Here is an 18,989-nt window from a genome sequence, read left to right as displayed (position 1 = left end):
TTGATCCTGCTTTTGATCTTGCCCTTCGCTTCTGAAGGCCCCACCGCACCTCGGCATGCCTGCAGACCCGGAGGGCGCTGCACACGGATGTGCAGCGTTTTTCTATGGGACAGGATGTCCCGTAGAAAAATCCCTTCACCAGTGAATAGCCGGGTTTGCTGTGGACGCAAAGCGTTTTTCTTTGCTTCCGTTTCTTTTGACGCTCATCAAAAGAAATGAAGTCGCCGAAGGCGAAAGCTTCTGACGTTTGCACTTATGGCTTTTGGGTGTTTGCGCCCGCCAGGCATGTCAGCCAAGGCAAGATCAAAGGCGTTTCGCCCGCTACGCGGCCGAAGCCAAGGCCGGGCTACTGCACCGACTGGATCCGCAGGTCGATCTCGTCCTTGCCGTTCTTGCGCTGCAGGATGCGCGCCGGGACCGGGATGCCTTCGACCACCCAGGCGATGGTTTCCTTGTCGCCGTTCCTGTTCGACACCTTGGTCGCGGTGTGGGTCTTGCCGCCGACGGTGATTTCGTCCTTGCCGACGACCTTGTAGGCCAGCGTCTTGACCCGGCCGTCCTCGACCATGCGGTACTGCAGCGGCTTGCCGGCGGGCACGTCGCGCGCGAGTTCCAGGTTGAGCAGGAGCGCGTCGACGTCGCCGGCCTGCAGCTTCACCGGGCCGGCGCGGTCGGCCTTGACGTCGCCGCTCCAGGTGGCCACGCCCTTGTCCCAGTCGTAGGTCGCTTTCTTGTCGGTCTTCTTGATCAGCAGCATCGACGAGTCGGTGCCCGACAGCGGGCGCCACTTGCCGTCACGGTCCTCGAACACGGTGCTCTGGTTGAGCTGGATGCCGTTGCTGCCGATGCTCAGGGTGTACTTCCAGCGGTCGTTGCCCTGCGACTCGAGCGTCATCCTGCCGTTGCCCTGCAGGCCCATGTAGCTGGCCTGGTAGCTGGCGGAGAACGGCTCGACCGCCAGCGCGGACGTGCTGGCCAGCGCGAACAGCGCCGCGCCGAGGAGGAGAGGCTTCTTGATGCCGGTGGTTTTCATCATCATTGGGTTCCCTGGTATTCGATCAGGCGCAGGTCGATGCCGTCCCTGCCGTTTTCGCGCTGGAGCATGCGCACCGGCGTCGGCACGCCGTTGACGACCCAGAAGATCGTCTCATCGTTGCCGCCGTTGACGCGTGAAACGCGCATCGCGGTATAGCTCAGCCCGGCGACCTCGACCGTCTCGGTCTCGTCGGCGACCTGGTAGATATGGTCGCGCACGCGGCCGCCGTCGACGAAGTGGTACTGCAGCCGCGCGCCGGGGCGGGCGTCGCGGATCACCGCGAGGTTGATCAGCAGGCCGCTCATGTCGCCTTCGTGCAGGACGATCGGCTTGCTGCGTTCGTCCTTGATGCTGCCCTGCCACTGCGCGGTGTGCGTGTCCCAGTCGTAGACGCCGTTGATCTTCTTGCCCAGGAACAGGCCCTTGCGGACCGTGCTCTGGGTGAGCGGGCGGAACTGGCCGCCGATGTCGTCGAACACCGTGCTCTGCTGGATGTTGAGCCCGAGGATGCCGGCGAAGCCGCGGTTGCCCTTGATGCCCAGGTCGACGCGCCACTGCTGGCCGCCGTTGTGCACGACCTGCATGGTGGCGTTGCCGGCCAGGTCGCCCTTGTTGTACGCCTCGTAGGTGGCGACGAAGGGTTCCAGCGCGGGCCGCGGCGTTTCTTCCGCGGTTTGCGCGGCCGGCTGCGCCGGCTGTGGCGCGGCTGCCTCCTGCGCATGGGCCGTCGGCCAGGCCAGCGCGGTGAGCAGGGCGAGGGTGGGGAGGGTTTTCATCGGGGCGCCATCATGCAAAGCGCTGGTTGGCTGCCAGCTGAAGCGGCGGCCCGGCAACGCCGTCCACCTGAACGGCATCTTCAGCCAGCGCGATGCGGCCGGCGGCGAGCCAGCGCACCGTTTCCACCAGCAGCGGGTGTTCGCGCTCGAGCACGCGCGCGGCAAGGGTGTCGGCGTCGTCGCCCGGCAGCACCGGCACCCGCGCCTGCGCGATCACCGGGCCGCCGTCGAGATCGGGGGTGACGAAGTGGACGCTGGCGCCATGCTCGGCCACGCCGGCATCGAGCGCCTGCTGGTGGGTGTGCAGGCCCTTGAACGCCGGCAGCAGCGACGGATGGATATTGATGATGCGGCCGCGGCGGGCGTCGACGGCTCCGCCGCTGATCAGGCGCATGTAGCCGGCGCAGACAATCAGGTCCGGCTGCACCTCGTCGATCGCGTCGAACAGCGCGGCGTCGAATGCGGCGCGGCTGGCGAACGCCTTCGGCGACAGCGACCGTGCCGGGATGCCGGCGTCGCGCGCGCGCTGCAGGGCGGCGGCTTTCGAACGGTCCGAGAACACCCCGACGACCTGCGCCGCCAGCGATCCGCCGTCGATCGCGTCCAGCAGTGCCTGCAGGTTGCTGCCGCGTCCGGAGGCGAGGGCGGCGATGCGGCAGGGAGGCCGGGAATCGGGAATCGGGAATCGGGAATCGGGAGAGCGGTCAGCCGATGCGGACACGTTCGCCACCGTTGGACTTGACGACTTCGCCGATCCGCCGGTGCGACAGCGCGAGGCGGTCGAGATCGGCTTCCACCGCCGCGAGGGCCGCCGCGGGCACCACCAGCACGAAGCCGATGCCGCAGTTGAAAGTGCGCCACATCTCCGCGTCGGCGACCGCGCCTTCGCGCTGCAGCCATTCGAACACCGGCGGCAGAACGATCGCCGAGGCTTCGATCTCCAGCCCCAGGCCCTCGGGGACGACGCGGATGATGTTCTCGGTCAGGCCGCCGCCGGTGACGTGGGCCATGGCGTGGATCGCCGCGCCGCTGTCGCCGCGCAGCAGCGCCAGCACCGGCTTGACGTACAGCGCGGTCGGCGCCATCAGCGCGTCCTCCAGCGTCACGCCGCCGAGGTCGAGCCCGCCCGGTCGGCCGGCGCGGTCGAAGATGCGGCGGACCAGCGAGTAGCCGTTCGAATGCGGGCCGCTGGAGGCGATGCCAATGAGCACGTCGCCGGCCTCGACGCGGCCGCCGTCGCGCAGTTCGGACTTCTCGACCGCGCCGACGGTGAAGCCGGCCAGGTCGTATTCGCCCGCCGCGTACATGTCCGGCATTTCCGCGGTCTCGCCGCCGATCAGCGCGCAGCCGGCCAGTTCGCAGCCCCGGGCGATGCCGCCGACCACGGCGGCGGCGGTGTCGATGTCGAGCTTGCCGGTGGCGAAGTAGTCGAGGAAGAACAGCGGCTCGGCGCCCTGCACCAGCACGTCGTTGACGCACATGCCGACCAGGTCGATGCCGATCGTGTCGTGGCGGCCCAGCTGCTGGGCGAGCTTGAGCTTGGTGCCCACGCCGTCGGTGCCGGAGACCAGTACCGGCTCGCGGTACTTGCCGGACAGGTCGAACAGGGCGCCGAAGCCGCCCAGCCCGCCCATCACCTCGGGGCGGAAACTGCGCTTGACCAGCGGCTTGATGCGTTCGACCAGTTCGTTGCCCGCGTCGATGTCGACGCCGGCTTCGCGATAGGTCATCGGAGCGGGTGCGGAAGGGGTCTGGCCGGTCACGACGACTCGCCTGGGCAGGGAAACGGCGATTTTAACAGCCGCGGGCGCCGCGGCCGTGCCCGCGGGACGCCTGGTGTCCAGGGCGTGGTGTTCAGGGAATGGCACCGCTGCGGAGCACCGACGCGAAATCAGGCGGACGCCTTTGTGGCACCATTTCCGCTGGCGTGCAGGCAGGATGGAACAATGCAGCGAACAATCCGGAACCGGTGGGCCTGGGCAACCGGCCTCTTGCTGGCGACGATGCTGGCGGCGACCGGTGCCCAGGCGCAGCGCATGGAGGGCGATCGCGCGGTCGCGCAAGGCGTCTATGCCGCCGAGGTGACGGTCAACAGCCAGGGCGAGGCCGAGCGCAAGGCGGCGTTCTCGCGTGCGCTGGCCGAAGTGCTGGGCAAGCTGTCCGGCGACCGCGGCGTGGCCCGCATGCCGGGCGTCAGCCGCGAACTGCGCCGCGCCGGCGACTACGTCGACGGCTACGACTACCGGCAGGACGAGGGCGTGTCGGCGAGCGGCGCGCCGAGCTTCAGCACCAAGCTGGTCGTGCGCTTCCGCGAGGATGATGTGGATGCGCTGGCGTCGGCGCTGGGCGTGCCGGTATGGCCGACCCCGCGGCCCAAGCCGGTGCTGTGGCTGGCGATCGACGATGGCTCCGGCCCGCGCCTGGTGGCGCTGGGGCAGAACAACGTCGCCCGCTCGGTGCTGCAGCGGGCCAAGCAGCGTGGCTTCAGCCTCGGCCTGCCGTCGGGCAGCGCCGCCGAACAGGCGGCCGTGGGCGCGATCTGGCGCGGCGAGACCGCGACGATCGCGCGCCTGTCGTCGCGCTACAGCCCGCCGATGCAGCTGATCGGCAAGCTCTACCGCAGCAAGGGCGGCTGGACGGCGGACTGGATCTTCGTCGACAACGGCCGCGTGCTGTCGAAGTGGAGCGACAGCGAGGGCGACGCGCGCCGCGCGATGGCCGGCGGCGCCGACGGCGCGGCCAACGCGCTGACCAAGCGCTATGCCAAGCGCAGCCCGTCGGGACCGGCGGGCAAGTACCGCGTGACCTTCACCGGCATCGACAGCGGCGCCGACTACGCGCGCCTGTCGGGACTGCTGCAGGGCATGTCGGTGGTGCGCGGGATCACGCCGCTGCGGGCGACCCAGGACACGCTGGAAGTCGACCTCGACCTGCTCACCGGCCTGCCAGGCTTCCGGCGCATGGTCGACAAGGACGTGCTGCTGGAGGTGGGTGCGCCCGCCGACGGGGAGGAGCCTGCACAGGACGTGGTCGTCGCGCCCGCGGTGTTCCGCCTGCTCTGATTGCGCCTGCCTGACGGACGCCACTGATGAACGACACCAAAGCATTGGGCGACATCGCCCGTTTCGTCAGGCGCCTGCAGTGGGCGCTGGTGGCGCTGGCCACCGGCTGGCTGGTGTGGCTGATGGGCCCGATCCTGACGCCGTTCGTCGTCGCCGCGCTGCTTGGCTGGCTGGGTGACCCGCTGGTCGACCGGCTGGAGCGGGCGGGGCGGTCGCGCAACCTTTCGGTGATCCTGGTGTTCGCGCTGATGGCGCTGCTGCTGGCGCTGTCGCTGCTGATCCTGATGCCGATGCTGCAGCGGCAGGTCGCCACCCTGGTGCAGTCGCTGCCGCACTACCGCGACTGGTTCGCCGAAACGGCGGTGCCGTGGCTGGAGCAGCGCACGCGGCTGGAGCTGTCGACCTGGCTCGACCCCGAATACCTGATCGAACAATTGCGCGTGCACTGGGAGCGCGCCGGCGGCTTTGCCACCACCGCGCTGGGCTACCTGTCGCGCTCGGGGTTCGCGGTGTTCGCGATGGTGGCCAACGTCGTGCTGATCCCGGTGCTGACGTTCTTCTTCCTGCGTGACTGGGACGTGTTCGTCGAACGCGCCGCGTCGCTGGTGCCGCGCGACCACCTGCCGGTGGTGTCGCGGCTGGCGGAGGAGTCGAGCGAGATGCTCGGCGGATTCCTGCGCGGGCAGTTCACGGTGATGCTGGTGCTCGGCGCGATGTACGGCATCGGCCTGTGGGCGATCGGCCTGGACCTGGGCCTGTTGATCGGTATCGTCGCCGGCCTGCTGACCTTCGTGCCCTACCTGGGGCCGGCCAGCGGCCTGATCTTCGGCGTCATCGCCGCGCTGGTGCAGTACGGCGACTGGAAGCACGTGGCCGGCGTGCTGGCCGTGTTCGGCATCGGCCAGGTCATCGAGAGCTATTGGCTCACGCCCAAGCTGGTCGGCGACCGCATCGGCCTGCATCCGGTGGCGGTGATCTTCGCGGTGCTGGCCGGCGGCCAGCTGTTCGGCTTCCTCGGCATGCTGCTGGCGCTGCCGGTGGCGGCGGTGGCCAACGTGCTGCTGCGCTACGCGCATGAGCGCTACACGCAGAGCCGCCTGTATGCGGGCAGGGCGCCGGCGATCGTGGTCCCGGCCGAGCGCGCCACGGAAAGCGGTATTGTCATCGTCGGCGACGACGTCGAAGACGACGGCGAAGGCGAAGACAAGGCATGAGCGGCACGCGCGAGCCAGCGGCCGCGCAGCTGCCGTTGGCGCTGCGCTATCCGCCCGACCAGCGACTCGATGGTTTTGTCGGCGCACCGACCGGTGCGCTGGCGCAGGTCGAGGCGCTGGCCACCGGCCAGGGCGGCGACTGGCTGTACCTGGCCGGCGCGCCGGCGTCGGGCAAGACCCACCTCGCGCTGGCCGCGTGCGCGGCGGCCGAGGCCGCGGGACGCCGCGTCGCCTACCTGCCGCTGCCGGCGGCTGCGGGCCGGATGCGCGAGGCGCTCGACGCGCTGCAGGACAACGACTTCATCGCGCTCGACGGGCTGGATGCCGTCGCCGGCCTGCGCGACGACGAGGTCGCGCTGTTCGCCTTCCACAACCGCGCCCGCGATGCCGGCACCGCGGTGCTCTATACCGCGCGCGTCGCGCCCGACGCGCTGCCGCTGGCACTGCCCGACCTGCGCTCGCGGCTGTCGCAGTGCACCCGCATCGTGCTGGCGCCGCTCGACGACGACGGCCGTCGCGAAGTGCTGCGGCTGCGCGCCCGGCGCCGAGGGCTGTCGATCGACGAAGCGGCCATCGACTGGCTGCTGCGGCGCGTCGACCGCGACCTGTCGAGCCTGGCCGCGCTGTTCGACCGCCTCGACCGGGCATCGCTGGCAGCGCAGCGGCGGATCACGGTGCCATTCCTGCGCGAGGTGCTGGAGGGCGCGGCGCGCAGTTGAAGGTGCGGCGGCCCGTTCGTTGCCGCGGAAGAGCTCCGGCGATCAGCGACCAGCGCGGGAAATCGTCGCAGTGCTTTACCGCGCCGCAGCGAGCGCCGCATCCAGCCGGGCCAGCCGCTGCGGGGTGCCGACGTCGGTCCACGCGCCTGCGTGGTGTTCGCCGGTGGCGGCGCCGTCCCGGATCGCGGCCCGCAGGAGCGGGGCGAGGGGGAATCGCGGCGGCGTATCGCCGCTGCCCGGTGCGTCGCCGATGATGCTGCGCCAGTCGTGCAGCAGCGCGGGCCGGTAGACGCCGATGCCGGAGAAGGTCAGGCGCTGCGTGTCCCCGCCGTGCAGGCGGCCATCCGGCAGCAGGACGAAATCGCCCCCGGGGTGGTGCGGTGGATTGTCGACCATCACCAGGTGGGCGTTGCCTGCGGGCTCGCGCGGCAGGCGGGAGAAGTCGTAGTCGGTCCAGATGTCCCCGTTGACGGCGATGAACGGCGCGTCGCCGTCGCTGCACAGCAGCGGCAGCGCGTGGTGCATGCCGCCTCCTGTTTCCAGGGGTGTTCCACCCTCGTACGAGTAGTGGATGTGCAGGCCCCAGCGGCTGCCGTCGCCCAGCGCCTCCGGGAACTGAGCGGCCAGCCAGCTGGTATTGATGACCACCTCGCGCACGCCGATCGCCGCGAGTTTCTCCAAATGCCAGGCGATCAGCGGCTTGCCGCCGGCTTCCAGCAGGGGCTTGGGCGTGGTGTCGGTGAGCGGACGCATGCGCTCGCCGAGGCCCGCGGCGAAGACGAGCGCCTTCACTTCGTGGCCGCGCGGCGTTGCCCGCCGCGTTCGCTGGAGTTGGGCATTCCGCCCCCGGTCATCGGAAAAATTCGGGGTACAGGGTAAACTCCAACGGCCCACTACGACGAGACGACAGATGCCCGATCAAGCCATTCCGCTGCAACCGGTCCTGCTTTCCGGCGGCTCCGGCACGCGCCTGTGGCCGCTGTCGCGCGAGGCCTATCCCAAGCAGTTCCTGCCGCTGGCCGGCGAACGCACGATGCTGCAGGACACCTGGCTGCGGGTGGCAGGCCTGGCCGGCGATGCCGCGCCGCTCGTAGTGGCGAACGAGGAACACCGGTTCCTTGCAGCCGAACAGCTGCGGCAGGTTGGCGTGGAGCACGCGGCCATCGTGCTCGAACCCGTCGGCCGCAACACCGCGCCGGCGATCGCCGCGGCCGCGCTGCAGGCCATGGCGGGCGGCGACGACCCGCTGCTGCTGGTGCTGCCGTCCGACCACGTGGTGCGCGACGCGGACGCGTTCCGCGACGCGGTGCGCGCCGCCAGCCCGGCGGCCGCGGAGGGCGCGCTGGTGACCTTCGGCATCGTGCCCGAGTCGCCGGAAACCGGCTTCGGCTACATCCAGGCCGAGCCGGGCGAGGGTGTGCGCCGCGTCCTGCGCTTCGTCGAAAAGCCCGACGCCGACACCGCGCGCCAGTACCTCGAGGCCGGCGGCTACTACTGGAACAGCGGCATGTTCCTGCTGCGCGCCTCGCGCTACCTCGAGGAACTCGGCCGCTTCCGCCCCGACATCCTTGCCGCCGTGCGCGCCGCCTTCGATGCCGCCAAGCGCGACGGCGACTTCGTGCGCCTGGACAAGGACGCGTTTGCCGCCAGCCCTTCGGATTCGATCGACTACGCGGTGATGGAAAAGACCGACCGCGCGATGGTGCTGCCCGTTGACATCGGCTGGAACGACGTCGGCTCGTGGTCCGCGCTGTGGGACGTCAGCGAGCAGGACGGCGACGGCAACGCCCGCCACGGCGACGTGATCGCGGTCGACAGCCGCAACAGCTACGCGTATGCGCGGCGGCTGGTGGCGCTGGTCGGCGTCGAGGACCTGGTGGTGGTGGAGACCGACGACGCAGTGCTGGTCGCGCGCAAGGACAAGGTGCAGCAGGTCAAGGACGTGGTTGCCAGGTTGAAGGCCGACCAGCGCAGCCACGCCGTCCTGCACCGCGAGGTGCACCGGCCGTGGGGCAGTTACGACTCGGTGGACCAGGACGATGGCTTCCAGGTCAAGCGGATCAAGGTCAAGCCCGGCGCGCGGCTGTCGCTGCAATCGCACAAGCACCGTGCCGAGCACTGGATCGTGGTCCGCGGCACGGCCCGCGTGACCCGCGACAACGACGTGTTCGACCTGCACGCCAACCAGTCGGCCTATATCCCGCTGGGCGCCAGGCATCGGCTTGAGAACCCGGGCACCGGGATGCTGGAGCTGATCGAGGTGCAGTCGGGCGACTACCTGGGCGAGGACGACATCGTGCGCTACGAGGACGTGTACGGGCGGGCCTGATTCCAGCCCCGATCCCCGGCCCTCAACCTCCGTGCTGGCTACAATGCCAGCCGATGACCGCCCCCGACGACCGCGACCTCGACCAGCTCGAGGCCGAAAGCCTGTACATCCTGCGCGAGGTCGCTGCCCAGTGCCGCAACCCGGTGCTGCTGTATTCGATCGGCAAGGACAGCTCGGTGCTGCTGCACCTGCTGCTCAAGGCCTTTGCGCCGGCCAGGCCGGCGATTCCGCTGCTACACGTCGATACCACCTGGAAGTTCCGCGAGATGATCGCCTTCCGCGACCGCCGCGCCGCGGAAACCGGGGTCGAGCTTCGCGTGCACGTCAACGCCGACGGCGTGCGTGACGGCGTCGGGCCGCAGACCCACGGTGCCAGCGTCCACACCGACATCATGAAGACCCAGGCGCTGAAGCAGGCGCTGGAGGCGGGCGGGTACGACGCCGCCATCGGCGGTGCCCGCCGCGACGAGGAGAAGTCGCGCGCCAAGGAGCGCGTGTTTTCCTTCCGCGATGCGCGCCACCGCTGGGATCCACGCCGGCAGCGCCCGGAGCTGTGGGACCAGTACAACGCGCAGGTCGGCCCCGGCGAAAGCGTGCGCGTGTTCCCGCTGTCGAACTGGACCGAGCTGGACGTGTGGCGCTACATCCGCCGCGAGGGGATTCCCGTGGTGTCGCTGTACTTCGCCGCGCCGCGGCCGGTGGTCGAGCGCGGCGGCGCGCTGATCATGGTCGACGACGACCGCTTCCGGCTCGAACCCGGCGAATCTCCGGCGATGCGCCGCGTGCGGTTCCGCACCCTGGGCTGTTATCCGCTGACCGGGGCGGTGGAATCGGATGCGACCGACCTCGATGCGCTCATCGCCGAGATGGAGGCGGGCACGCAGTCGGAGCGTTCCGGGCGGCTGATCGACCATGCCGAGGGCGATTCGATGGAGAAGAAGAAGCGCGAGGGTTACTTCTGAAGGCTCGGGACTCGGGACTCGGGGCTCGCGGTCGAGCGATCCATCCAACTGGACAATGTGTTTGCCATGAATGAACCGGCCTCATCCTCCCCGCATGCGCAGGCTGCTGCGGGCTCCACCGGGACCCGCGCCCCGGGGCCCGGCTCCCGGCTCCTGCGTGTCGTCGCCTGCGGCAGCGTCGACGACGGCAAGAGCACGCTGATCGGGCGATTGCTGTTCGAAGCCGGGCGCGTGCCGGAGGACGAGAAGGCCGCGCTCGTGCGCGCCAGCGCCGCGCACGGGACGCGCGGCACCGACATCGATTACGCACTGCTGCTCGACGGCCTCGAGGCCGAACGCGAGCAGGGCATCACCATCGACGTGGCCTGGCGCCACCTGCAGACGCCGCGACGCCGGTTCCTGATCGCCGACTGCCCCGGGCACGCGCAGTACACGCGCAACATGGCCACGGGTGCGTCGCTCGCCGACCTTGCCATCGTGCTGGTGGACGCGACGCGCGGGCTGCTGCCGCAGACCTTCCGGCATACCGCGATCGCGGGACTGTTCGGCGTGCGCCACGTGCTGCTGGCGGTGAACAAGATGGACCGCACCGGCTACGACCAGGCGGTGTTCGACGCCATCGCCGCCGCCTATCGCGCCCACGCCGCGCGGCTGGGTATCGACGACGTCGTCGCGATCCCGCTGGCCGCGGCCACGGGCGAGAACGTGACGCAACCGTCGTCGAACTTCGCCTGGTACGACGGCCCGGACGTGCTTGGCCATCTCGAAAGCGTGCAGGTCGAACCGCGCGCCGCGGGACTGCCCGCGCGCCTGCCGGTGCAGGGCGTGCTGCGCGACGCGGACGGCGCGCGCTGGCTGTCGGGCACGCTGCGCTCCGGCGCGCTCGCGCCCGGCGACCAGGTGCGGGTGGAGCCTGCGGGCGTCGCCGCCCGCGTTGCCGCGATCACCGTTGCCGGCGCGCGCGGTGGACATGCCGGTGCGGGTGACGCGGTGACCGTGCGCCTGGCCGACGACGTCGACGCCGGCCGCGGCGACGTGCTCGCCGCGGCGCAGGCGCCACTGGCCGCCAGCGACCAGTTCTCCGCCGACCTGCTGTGGTTCGACGAGGCGGCCCTGCTGCCCGGGCGCCGCTACCGGTTCCGGCTCGGCCCGCGTGACGTCGGTGTGCGCATCAGCGAACTGCGCCACAGGCTCGACCCCGCGACCCTGCAGCCGCTGGCCGCGCGCCACCTGGAGGCCAACGAGATCGGCGAGGTGACCCTGTCGCTGGATGCGGAGGTGGCCTTCGCGCCGTACCGCGAGGAGCCGGCGCTGGGTGGCTTCATCCTGGTCGACCCGCTGACCCGCGCCACCGTGGCGGCGGGCATGATCCGCCACGGCCTGCGCCGCGCCGACAACATCCACTGGCAGGCGCTGGATATCGACCGCGCCATACGCGCCGCGCAGAAGGGCCAGCGACCGCGCTGCGTGTGGTTCACCGGCCTGTCCGGCGCGGGCAAGTCGACGATCGCCAACCTGGTCGAGCGCGGCCTGGTCGCACGCGGCTGCCACACCTACCTGCTCGACGGCGACAACGTGCGCCACGGCCTCAACCGCGACCTGGGCTTCACCGACGAGGACCGCGTCGAGAACCAGCGCCGCGTCGCCGAGGTGGCCAGGCTGATGACCGACGCCGGCCTGATCGTGCTGGTCAGCTTCATCTCGCCGTTCCGCGCCGAACGGGACGCGGCGCGTGCGTTGTTCGCCGAGGGGGATTTCCTGGAAGTGTTCGTCGACACCCCGCTGGCCGAGGCCGAGCGCCGCGACGCCAAGGGCCTGTACGCGAAGGCGCGGCGTGGCGAACTGCCGAACTTCACCGGCATCGATTCGCCGTACGAGCCGCCGGAGCGGGCGGAGCTGGTGCTCGACACGATGGCGGCGGCACCGGAGGTGCTGGCGGACCAGGTGGTCGCCCGCCTGCTCGACTGACGCCGGGAGGCCGGGGGCGGCTCGGCTCCGTTTGCGACACAACAAAAAGCCGGGCATTGCCCGGCTTCTTGCGTTCCGCCGTCACGTCAGCGCGGCGGCAGCGTGGTGCGCTTGCGCCGGAACAGGCCGACGACGACCAGGATCACGATCGCGCCAAGCAGGGCGCCGATGAAGCCTGCCGGTTCGCCGGGCTGGTAATAGCCGGTGGCCTGGCCGATCCAGCCGGCCAGCAGCGCGCCCGCGATGCCCAGCAGGATCGTCAGGATGATGCCCATGCTGTCCTTGCCGGGCTTGAGCAGGCGCGCCAGCACGCCGACGATGAAGCCGATCAGGATGATGTAGAGCCAGTTGCTGCTGCCGAACAATTCCATTCCAATCCCCTTGTATCTGGTGGAAGATCGCGCCGAAGCTTAACAGCCCCCGGCGCGCTCGCCGGACCGGCTGTCAGCAGCAGCCGTGGTCGCCGTGGCGGTCGCCGCTGTCGGCGGCCACCGCGCTGCCGCTGGTCTCGCCGCGCAGGCTGGCCGCGTGGTGGTCGGCGATCACGCGTGCCACGCAGGCAGTCACGCGCTTGCCCATCGGGATGTGCAGGAACTCGTTGGGCCCGTGCGCGTTGGAATGCGGTCCCAGCACGCCGGTGATCATGAACTGCGCGCCCGGGAACTTCTCGCCGAGCATGCCCATGAACGGGATCGAGCCGCCTTCGCCCATGTACATCGCCGGGCGGCCATAGAACGCCTGACTGGCGTCGTCGATGGACGTCTCCAGCCACGGCGACATCGCCGGGGCATTCCAGCCGGTGGAGGCCTTTTCCAGTTCCAGGGTGACGTCGGCGCCGTTGGGCGGGTCGCTCAGCAGTGCGTCCTTGAGCACGTCGCCGGCGGCCTTGCCGTCCAGCGTCGGCGGCAGCCGCAGCGAGAGTTTGACCGCGGTGTGCGGGCGCAGCACGTTGCCGGCCGAGGCCAGCGACGGCATGCCGTCGACGCCAGTCACGGACAGCGCCGGACGCCAGGTGCGGTTGAGCACCAGTTCGGTGAGATCGTCGGCCATCGGCGTCATGCCCGGCAGGAACGGGAACTTGTCGTAGACGGCGGTATCGAGCACTTCGGCGCACTTGCGCGCCTGCGCCATGCGGTCGGCCGGCACTTCGGCCTGCAGGCCCTCGGGCAGGATGCGGCCGGTGTCGGCGTCCTCAACGCGCGAGAGCAGCTGGCGCAGCAGGCGGAAGCTCGACGGCACCACGCCCGAGGCGTCGCCGGAATGCACGCCTTCCTCCAGCACCTTCACGGTGAGGTTGCCGCCGGCCAGGCCGCGCAGCGAGGTCGTGCACCACAGCTGGTCGTAGTTGCCGCAGCCCGAGTCCAGGCACACCACCAGCGACGGCTTGCCGATGCGGTCGGCGAGGTGGTCGACGTAGGCCGGCAGGTCGTAGCTGCCCGACTCCTCGCAGGCCTCGATCAGCACCACGCAGCGCGCATGTGGTGCGCCCTGGTCCTGCAGCGCCTGGACCGCGGTCAGCGAGCCGTAGATCGCGTAGCCGTCGTCGGCGCCGCCGCGGCCGTAGAGCTTGTCGCCGCGCAGCACCGGCTTCCACGGGCCGAGGTCGTCGTCCCAGCCGGTCATCTCCGGCTGCTTGTCCAGGTGGCCGTAGAGCAGCACGCAGTCGTCGCCGGTTTCCGGGCCGGAGGCGGGGATGTCGATGAAGATCAGCGGCGTGCGGCCTTCCAGGCGCACCACCTCGAGCGTCATGCCCGGGATCGACTGCGCGCGGGCCCAGCCTTCCATCAGCTTGACGGCGTCGTCCATGTAGCCGTTCTTGACCCAGTCGGCGTCGAACATCGGCGATTTGTTGGGGATCCGGATGTACTCGACGAGCTGGGGGACGATTTCGTCGTCCCATTTGCCGGCGACGAAGCTTTCGATCTTGCTGGCATCCATGGAGCGGGGCCTCGCAGTCTTTGAAACCCCTGATTCTACGCTCCCGGCCGTGTAGGAATTTCCCTACGCCGTGGCGCGGGAAATCCCTGCGCCAGCGCGCGGCTTGCGCCGATGGGCCGGGCCCGCGGGAGCGGGGACACTGTCTCCACCGGCGCAACGGACGCCGGCGAACGGAATCCACCACTGAATCGAAGGAACCAGACATGACTTCCATCAAGACGCTTCTCGCCTCGCTGTTCCTGTCCCTGCTGCTGGCCGGCGCTGCGCTGGCGGGCGAACGGATCAACATCAACACCGCCGACGTGGACACCATCGACCGCGTGCTGGTCAACATTGGCCCGTCCAAGGCGCAGGCCATCGTCGACTACCGCAAGACGCACGGAGCATTCAAGAGCGTCGAGCAGCTGGCGCTGGTCAAGGGCATCGGCCTGAAGACGATCGAGAAGAACCGCGACCGAATCTCGTTCGGCAGCGATGTCGCCCGGCAGCCGAAGGCGCTGACCGCCAAGCCGCGCGCCGCGACGCCGGCGACGCGTACCGCCAACCGCTGAGCAACAGGTCGTCACCGGTGCCGCCACGGAAAGGCGGGGCCGGCGGTCGGGAGCCGGAGGCTCCGCTGGAACGGGCAAGACGCCCCACAGGGAAGTGGCCACCCCGGGTTGCGAGGGATCGCAATCCGGGGTGGCGCTGTTTTGGGGGGGGGGCAGCCGTCGGGCGCCGGCATCCGGAACCTGGTGTCCGTCCCCTGCCCAGCGGCTAGACTTCCGGCATGACTGGCCGCTCCCGCGTCATCTCTGCCAACGAGTACCGCCGCGAGCACTGGCGCAACGGCCTTGGCTGGACGCGCGAAATCCATGCGCAGCGGGCTGCACCGGACGCGGACTGGGACTGGCGGCTGTCGATTGCCGAGATCGAGCGCGATGCGCCGTTCTCCGCGTTCCCCGGCGTCGACCGCGAGCTCGTGCTGCTGCGCGGCAACGGCCTGCGGCTGCGCTTCGAGGACGGCGAATGCCGTCTGCTGGAACCGCCGCACGGGCGGATGCGGTTCGCCGGGGAGCGGTCGCTGGTCGGCGAGCTGGTCGACGGACCCACGCACGACTTCAACCTGATGTGGCGGCGCGACGCGGTCGCGGCCGAGTTGCTCTACCGCCCGCTGGTAGGGCCGATGGTGTTCTTCGCAGAACCGGGGACAACGTGGGCGCTGCACCTGCTGGCGGGCCAGGCGCGGTTCGACGGGGCCGCCAGCCCGGGCGGGATGCAGGCGGGAGACACGGCGCTGCTGGTCGCGCCGGAGCGGACGCGGTACCTGCTCGATGGCGGAGGGGAGCTGCTGGTGATCCGGATCGACCGTCCGGCTTCCGCGCGCACCTAGGTCCGCGCCACCGCGCCTGACAGCTTCGAATCCGTCATCCCGCGCAGGCGGGTGCCGGGGACATTCGCATCCCCGGAAGCAGGCAAGCCATTCAATACACGTCGCGGCGATAGCGGCCTTCGAGCAGGAGCTGCTCGACCCGCGCGTCCCCCAGCACTTCGCGTAGCGCCGCGTCGACGCCCGGCGCCATGCCCTGCAGGCTGCCGCAGACGTAGATCGCGGCATCCGCGTCGATCCAGTCACGCAGGGCGTCGGCGGCGTCGCGCAGGGCGTGCTGGACGTAGCGGCGCCTGTCGCCGTCGCGGGAGAAGGCGAGTTCGAGGCGTTCGATGAAGCCGTCGGCCTGCCAGCGCTCGATGTCGCCGCGATAGTGGAAGTCGCGCTCGCGGTTGCGTTCGCCGAACAGCAGCCAGTTGCGGTGCGCGCCTGCGGCCACGCGTGCGGCCAGGTGCGCGCGCAGGCCGGCGATGCCGGTGCCGTTGCCGATGAGCACCAGGGGCCGCTCGGGCGCGGGCGGATGGAAGTTGGCGTTGCCGCGGATGCGCAGGTCGATACGGTCGCCCACGGCGGCGTGCCCGCACAGCCAGCCGCTGCCCAGGCCGCTGCGGCCGTCGGGACGGCGCATGTGGCGGACCAGCAACTGCAGGCTGCCTTCGCCCGGCATCGAGGCGATCGAGTATTCGCGGTGCGGCAGCGGCTTGAGCGCAGCGGCAAGCGCCTGCGCGTCGAGGCCGGCGACGTCCGCGGGTTCCGGCAGGTGGGCGCGTGCGAGTGCCTCCGACAACGGCCGCATCCCGTGGCCGGACGCGACCGGTGTGTCGCCCGCCAGGCCCAGCGTGCCCAGCAGCGCGTCGACCGCAGCGGCGGCGTTGCGCGGGCCGATTTCGGCGATGTCGCCGGCCTGCCATTGCGGCTGCGCACCGGGCGGTGCCGCCAGCGCAAGGTGGAACACCGGACCACCGGCGCTGCCGGGATTGAGCTCGACTCGCTCGCGCAGCTGCCAGGGCTCGTAGCTGACCGGCGACCAGTCCGGCAGCTCCGGCGCCTGCGCCAGCAGGCCCAGGTGGTGCTGCCAGTGGCGCAGTGCGCCGGCATCACCGTTGTCGACCTCGACCAGGTCGAACAGCGGCGTCGCCCCGGACCGACGCAGCCACTGGTCGAGGCTGTGGCCGAAGCCGCAGAAGTGCTCGTACTCGCGGTCGCCCAGCGCCAGTACCGCGAACTGCAGCGAACCCAGCGCGGCCGGCGCGGCGAGCACGTCGCGGACGAACGCCAGCGCGGGGTCGGGCGGGTCGCCTTCGCCGGTCGTGCTGACCACGAACAACGCGCGCGGCGTGGCGGCCAGCGTGGCCGCATCGACCTGCGACAGTTCGCGCAGCCGCACCGGCGTGCCGGCGCCCGCGAGCGTAGCCGCGGTGCGTTCGGCCAGCTCCTGCGCGAAGCCCGTCTGGCTGGCCCAGGCCACCAGCAGCTGCGAGCCGTTGCCGGCCGTTGCGTCGTGTTCGCGGCGCGGACGCGAACGCCACAGCAGCCACCCGCATGCCGCGGTGTAGGCCGCGACCGCGGCCGCTGCCCACGCCCAGCGCGCGCGCTGCGGCATCGCCGGCCACCAGGCGTCGTCGTGCAGGGGCAGGAAGGCCAGTGCCAGCGCGACCACGCCGGCCACGGCGAGGGCGTTGCCGATGGTCGCGTACGACGGGCGGCGGGGCGCGGGGGAGGTCGAGGTCATGCGGCCGGACTCACGATGCAAGCCGCTCCCGGAACGGGGCAGTCATCCGGATTGCGTCGTCGCCGCCTTCCGCGGCGACGAAGCGCGCCGCCAGTCCGTGCGCGGTGGCGAAGGCGAAGCCTTCCCCGAATCCCATCACCGTCAGCGCGGTTGCCCAGGCGTCGGCGTGCATGGCGTCGCCGGCGATCACGGTGACGGCGGCGGGCGCGCGTTCGACCGGTGTGCCGGTGCGCGGGTCGAGCGTGTGCGCGTAGGTCCTGCCGTCGCGTTCGAAGCGGTGCCAGTGCACGCCGGAGGTAGCGACGGCGATGCCGTCCAGCGGCAGCACGCAGGGCACGTCGTCCGCCTGGTCGGGCGCGGCCTCGACCAGCACGCGCCAGGGCATGCCGTCGGGCTTGCGACCGAAGCCGGACAGCTCGCCTCCGACGTCGACCAGGACATTGTCGATGCCGTGCGCGCGCAGGCACGCGGCGACCGCGTCCACGCCGTGACCCTTGGCGATCGCCGACAGGTCGAGCGCGGCGTCGCCCGGCTGCAGGACTTCCGGTGGATCGCCGCGCAGCGCGATCCGCTGCCAGCCGATGCGCGCGCGCACCGCTTCGATCTCGTCGGCTTCGGGCACGCGCGGGCCGCGGCCACCGGCGCCGAATCCCCACAGATCGACCAGCGGGCCGATGGTGGGGTCGTAGGCGCCGCCGCTGGCTTCGGCGATCTCCAGCGCGCAGCGCAGTACGTCGAAGAACGGGCACGGCAGCGGTTGCCAGCTTCCCGCGCCGGAGCGGTTGTAGCGACTGATGTCCGAGTCGGCTTCCCACGTGCTCATCTGCGCGACGATGCCGTCGAGTGTGGCCTGCACGGCATCGTGCAGCGGCGGCAGCGACACGCGCGCGCCGGCGACCAGGCACACGCGCCAGCGGGTGCCCATGGTTTCGCCGTAGAGGGTGTGGGCGACGCGGTCGCCGGTGGCGGTTACGGTGTTCAAGTTCGGAACCGGTCGCGCCAGCGGAACACGATGGCGCGGCCGGAAAGCCTTACTGCGGCAGCACTTCCAGCGTGGCGACGTAGCTCAGGCGGCGTGCGTTGGCTTCCTTGACGCTGGTGTTCTTGTCCTGCGCGCGCGCCTGCAGCCAGTACATGCCCGGCTCGGGCCAGGTCACGCTGAACTCGCCGTTGGCATCGCTGGTGACCCGGATCTCGTCCTGCGCGTTGCGGTAACGGGTGGCGCCACGCACGATCAAGACATCCAGATCCGCCGCCGGCTTGCCGTCGAGCTGTAGCTGGAACCTGGCCTCCTCGCCCGCGAACAGGTCGTTGGGGTGGGTCGAAGGCACCAGTTCCAGGCCCTTGCCGGTCGGCTTGACCGGGGTCGGTTCGCCGTTGGTGATGAACGTCTCGATCCGCGACAGGGTCTCGGTGATTTCGACGTTCTTCGCACCCGTCGGGATCTTCGTGGGCAGTTCCTCGACCGTCACGCTGCGCAGGGAGCCGGATGCCTTGGGATCGGCAGGCGGCTTGCTGCCGGGCGCCGGGCGCTCGCCCCAGCGCGCCGAAAGGCCCTCGTTGACGTTGGCGATGCGGTAGGTGCCCTGCTGGGCGAGGTTGACGTCGAACACGCTGCGGGTCTTCAGCGTGGCGCCGTTCTCGGGCTTGCCGACGCTGCCGTCCGGGGCGATGACGCTGATGTTGTCCAGCTTCACCGGCACGAAATCCGGATAGAACAGGTCGTTGGACACCGCGGCATCGACCGTCACCCAGCGTTCGCCTTCGCCGGCGACCACGGTGACGGAAGGCACCAGCCACTGCTTGTGCGCCGAGGCGGTGATGGGGAGCGCGGCGGCCAGGGCGAGCGCGAGGACGAGGGAACGCTTCATGGTGTTCTCCGGA

18 protein-coding genes are annotated in these 18,989 nt (G+C 70.6%); 8 read left to right on the top strand and 10 right to left on the bottom strand.

The genetic code is table 11. The features are described 5' to 3' along the window. Positions 1 to 346: 346 nt before the first annotated feature. From ABD679_RS14260 to purM, 4 genes are read right to left on the bottom strand one after another with little or no spacing between them, the layout of a single operon-like run. The gene (locus ABD679_RS14260) at positions 347 to 1,033 is read right to left on the bottom strand and encodes a DUF3108 domain-containing protein (RefSeq protein ID WP_344760674.1); all 687 of its coding nucleotides are present in this window, start codon (positions 1,031 to 1,033) and stop codon (positions 347 to 349) included. Positions 1,034 to 1,035: 2 nt separating this feature from the next. Further along, a complete protein-coding gene (locus tag ABD679_RS14255; protein WP_344760673.1) occupies positions 1,036 to 1,812 on the bottom strand; it encodes a DUF3108 domain-containing protein in 777 nt (258 codons plus the stop codon). Between the two features lie 10 nt (positions 1,813 to 1,822). Beyond that, positions 1,823 to 2,491, bottom strand: a complete 669-nt coding sequence (purN, locus tag ABD679_RS14250) for a phosphoribosylglycinamide formyltransferase (protein ID WP_344760870.1) — start codon at positions 2,489 to 2,491, stop codon at positions 1,823 to 1,825. Positions 2,492 to 2,516: 25 nt separating this feature from the next. Further along, entirely contained in the window at positions 2,517 to 3,575 is a 1,059-nt protein-coding gene (gene purM / locus ABD679_RS14245) for a phosphoribosylformylglycinamidine cyclo-ligase (protein WP_425561908.1), read from the bottom strand. A 183-nt stretch (positions 3,576 to 3,758) separates the two neighbouring features. On the opposite strand from purM, the gene ABD679_RS14240 reads away from it, so the two are divergent. The 3 genes from ABD679_RS14240 to hda are packed head-to-tail and all read left to right on the top strand — an operon-like array spanning position 3,759 to position 6,807. Next, positions 3,759 to 4,874, top strand: coding sequence for a DUF2066 domain-containing protein (locus tag ABD679_RS14240; RefSeq protein WP_344760671.1), 1,116 nt, complete (start codon positions 3,759 to 3,761; stop codon positions 4,872 to 4,874). A 26-nt stretch (positions 4,875 to 4,900) separates the two neighbouring features. Beyond that, a complete protein-coding gene (locus ABD679_RS14235; RefSeq protein ID WP_344760670.1) occupies positions 4,901 to 6,088 on the top strand; it encodes an AI-2E family transporter in 1,188 nt (395 codons plus the stop codon). Further along, positions 6,085 to 6,807 (top strand): DnaA regulatory inactivator Hda, encoded by a 723-nt coding sequence (gene hda, locus ABD679_RS14230; protein WP_344760669.1) that lies wholly within the window; start codon positions 6,085 to 6,087, stop codon positions 6,805 to 6,807. The genes ABD679_RS14235 and hda overlap by 4 nt, the downstream gene beginning before the upstream one ends. 75 nt (positions 6,808 to 6,882) lie before the next feature. On the opposite strand, the gene murU is transcribed toward hda, so the two are convergent. Continuing rightward, entirely contained in the window at positions 6,883 to 7,599 is a 717-nt protein-coding gene (murU, locus tag ABD679_RS14225; protein ID WP_344760668.1) for an N-acetylmuramate alpha-1-phosphate uridylyltransferase MurU, read from the bottom strand. Between the two features lie 118 nt (positions 7,600 to 7,717). Between murU and ABD679_RS14220 the strand changes: the two genes are divergently transcribed. From ABD679_RS14220 to cysC, 3 genes are all read left to right on the top strand, one after another. Next, positions 7,718 to 9,136 (top strand): mannose-1-phosphate guanylyltransferase/mannose-6-phosphate isomerase, encoded by a 1,419-nt coding sequence (locus ABD679_RS14220; protein WP_344760667.1) that lies wholly within the window; start codon positions 7,718 to 7,720, stop codon positions 9,134 to 9,136. Between the two features lie 53 nt (positions 9,137 to 9,189). Next, entirely contained in the window at positions 9,190 to 10,098 is a 909-nt protein-coding gene (cysD, locus tag ABD679_RS14215) for a sulfate adenylyltransferase subunit CysD (RefSeq protein ID WP_344760666.1), read from the top strand. Positions 10,099 to 10,164: 66 nt separating this feature from the next. Further along, positions 10,165 to 12,066, top strand: coding sequence for an adenylyl-sulfate kinase (cysC, locus tag ABD679_RS14210; RefSeq protein WP_344760665.1), 1,902 nt, complete (start codon positions 10,165 to 10,167; stop codon positions 12,064 to 12,066). An 86-nt stretch (positions 12,067 to 12,152) separates the two neighbouring features. On the opposite strand, the gene ABD679_RS14205 is transcribed toward cysC, so the two are convergent. Next, complete coding sequence (locus ABD679_RS14205; protein WP_344760664.1) at positions 12,153 to 12,437, bottom strand: GlsB/YeaQ/YmgE family stress response membrane protein; 285 nt, start codon at positions 12,435 to 12,437, stop codon at positions 12,153 to 12,155. Positions 12,438 to 12,510: 73 nt separating this feature from the next. Continuing rightward, complete coding sequence (locus tag ABD679_RS14200) at positions 12,511 to 14,004, bottom strand: M20 family metallopeptidase (protein ID WP_344760663.1); 1,494 nt, start codon at positions 14,002 to 14,004, stop codon at positions 12,511 to 12,513. Between the two features lie 203 nt (positions 14,005 to 14,207). On the opposite strand from ABD679_RS14200, the gene ABD679_RS14195 reads away from it, so the two are divergent. Next, complete coding sequence (locus tag ABD679_RS14195; protein ID WP_344760662.1) at positions 14,208 to 14,555, top strand: ComEA family DNA-binding protein; 348 nt, start codon at positions 14,208 to 14,210, stop codon at positions 14,553 to 14,555. Between the two features lie 218 nt (positions 14,556 to 14,773). Next, a complete protein-coding gene (locus ABD679_RS14190; RefSeq protein ID WP_344760661.1) occupies positions 14,774 to 15,376 on the top strand; it encodes a HutD/Ves family protein in 603 nt (200 codons plus the stop codon). Positions 15,377 to 15,467: 91 nt separating this feature from the next. Here the strand turns inward: ABD679_RS14190 and ABD679_RS14185 are convergent, their stop codons facing one another. The 3 genes from ABD679_RS14185 to ABD679_RS14175 form a co-directional block, all read right to left on the bottom strand. After that, positions 15,468 to 17,105, bottom strand: a complete 1,638-nt coding sequence (locus ABD679_RS14185) for a sulfite reductase subunit alpha (protein ID WP_344760660.1) — start codon at positions 17,103 to 17,105, stop codon at positions 15,468 to 15,470. Positions 17,106 to 17,115: 10 nt separating this feature from the next. Continuing rightward, on the bottom strand, positions 17,116 to 18,030 hold the full coding sequence (locus ABD679_RS14180; protein ID WP_344760869.1) for an FAD:protein FMN transferase: 915 nt from the start codon (positions 18,028 to 18,030) through the stop codon (positions 17,116 to 17,118). A gap of 106 nt (positions 18,031 to 18,136) precedes the next feature. Beyond that, a complete protein-coding gene (locus ABD679_RS14175) occupies positions 18,137 to 18,976 on the bottom strand; it encodes a DUF4198 domain-containing protein (RefSeq protein WP_344760659.1) in 840 nt (279 codons plus the stop codon). Positions 18,977 to 18,989 lie beyond the last annotated feature (13 nt).

This window comes from Luteimonas lutimaris (assembly GCF_039537065.1).
Lineage (GTDB): Bacteria > Pseudomonadota > Gammaproteobacteria > Xanthomonadales > Xanthomonadaceae > Luteimonas > Luteimonas lutimaris.
The sequence above is the reverse complement of the archived record's forward strand: the minus strand, read 5'-3'. Positions and strand labels throughout refer to the sequence as shown.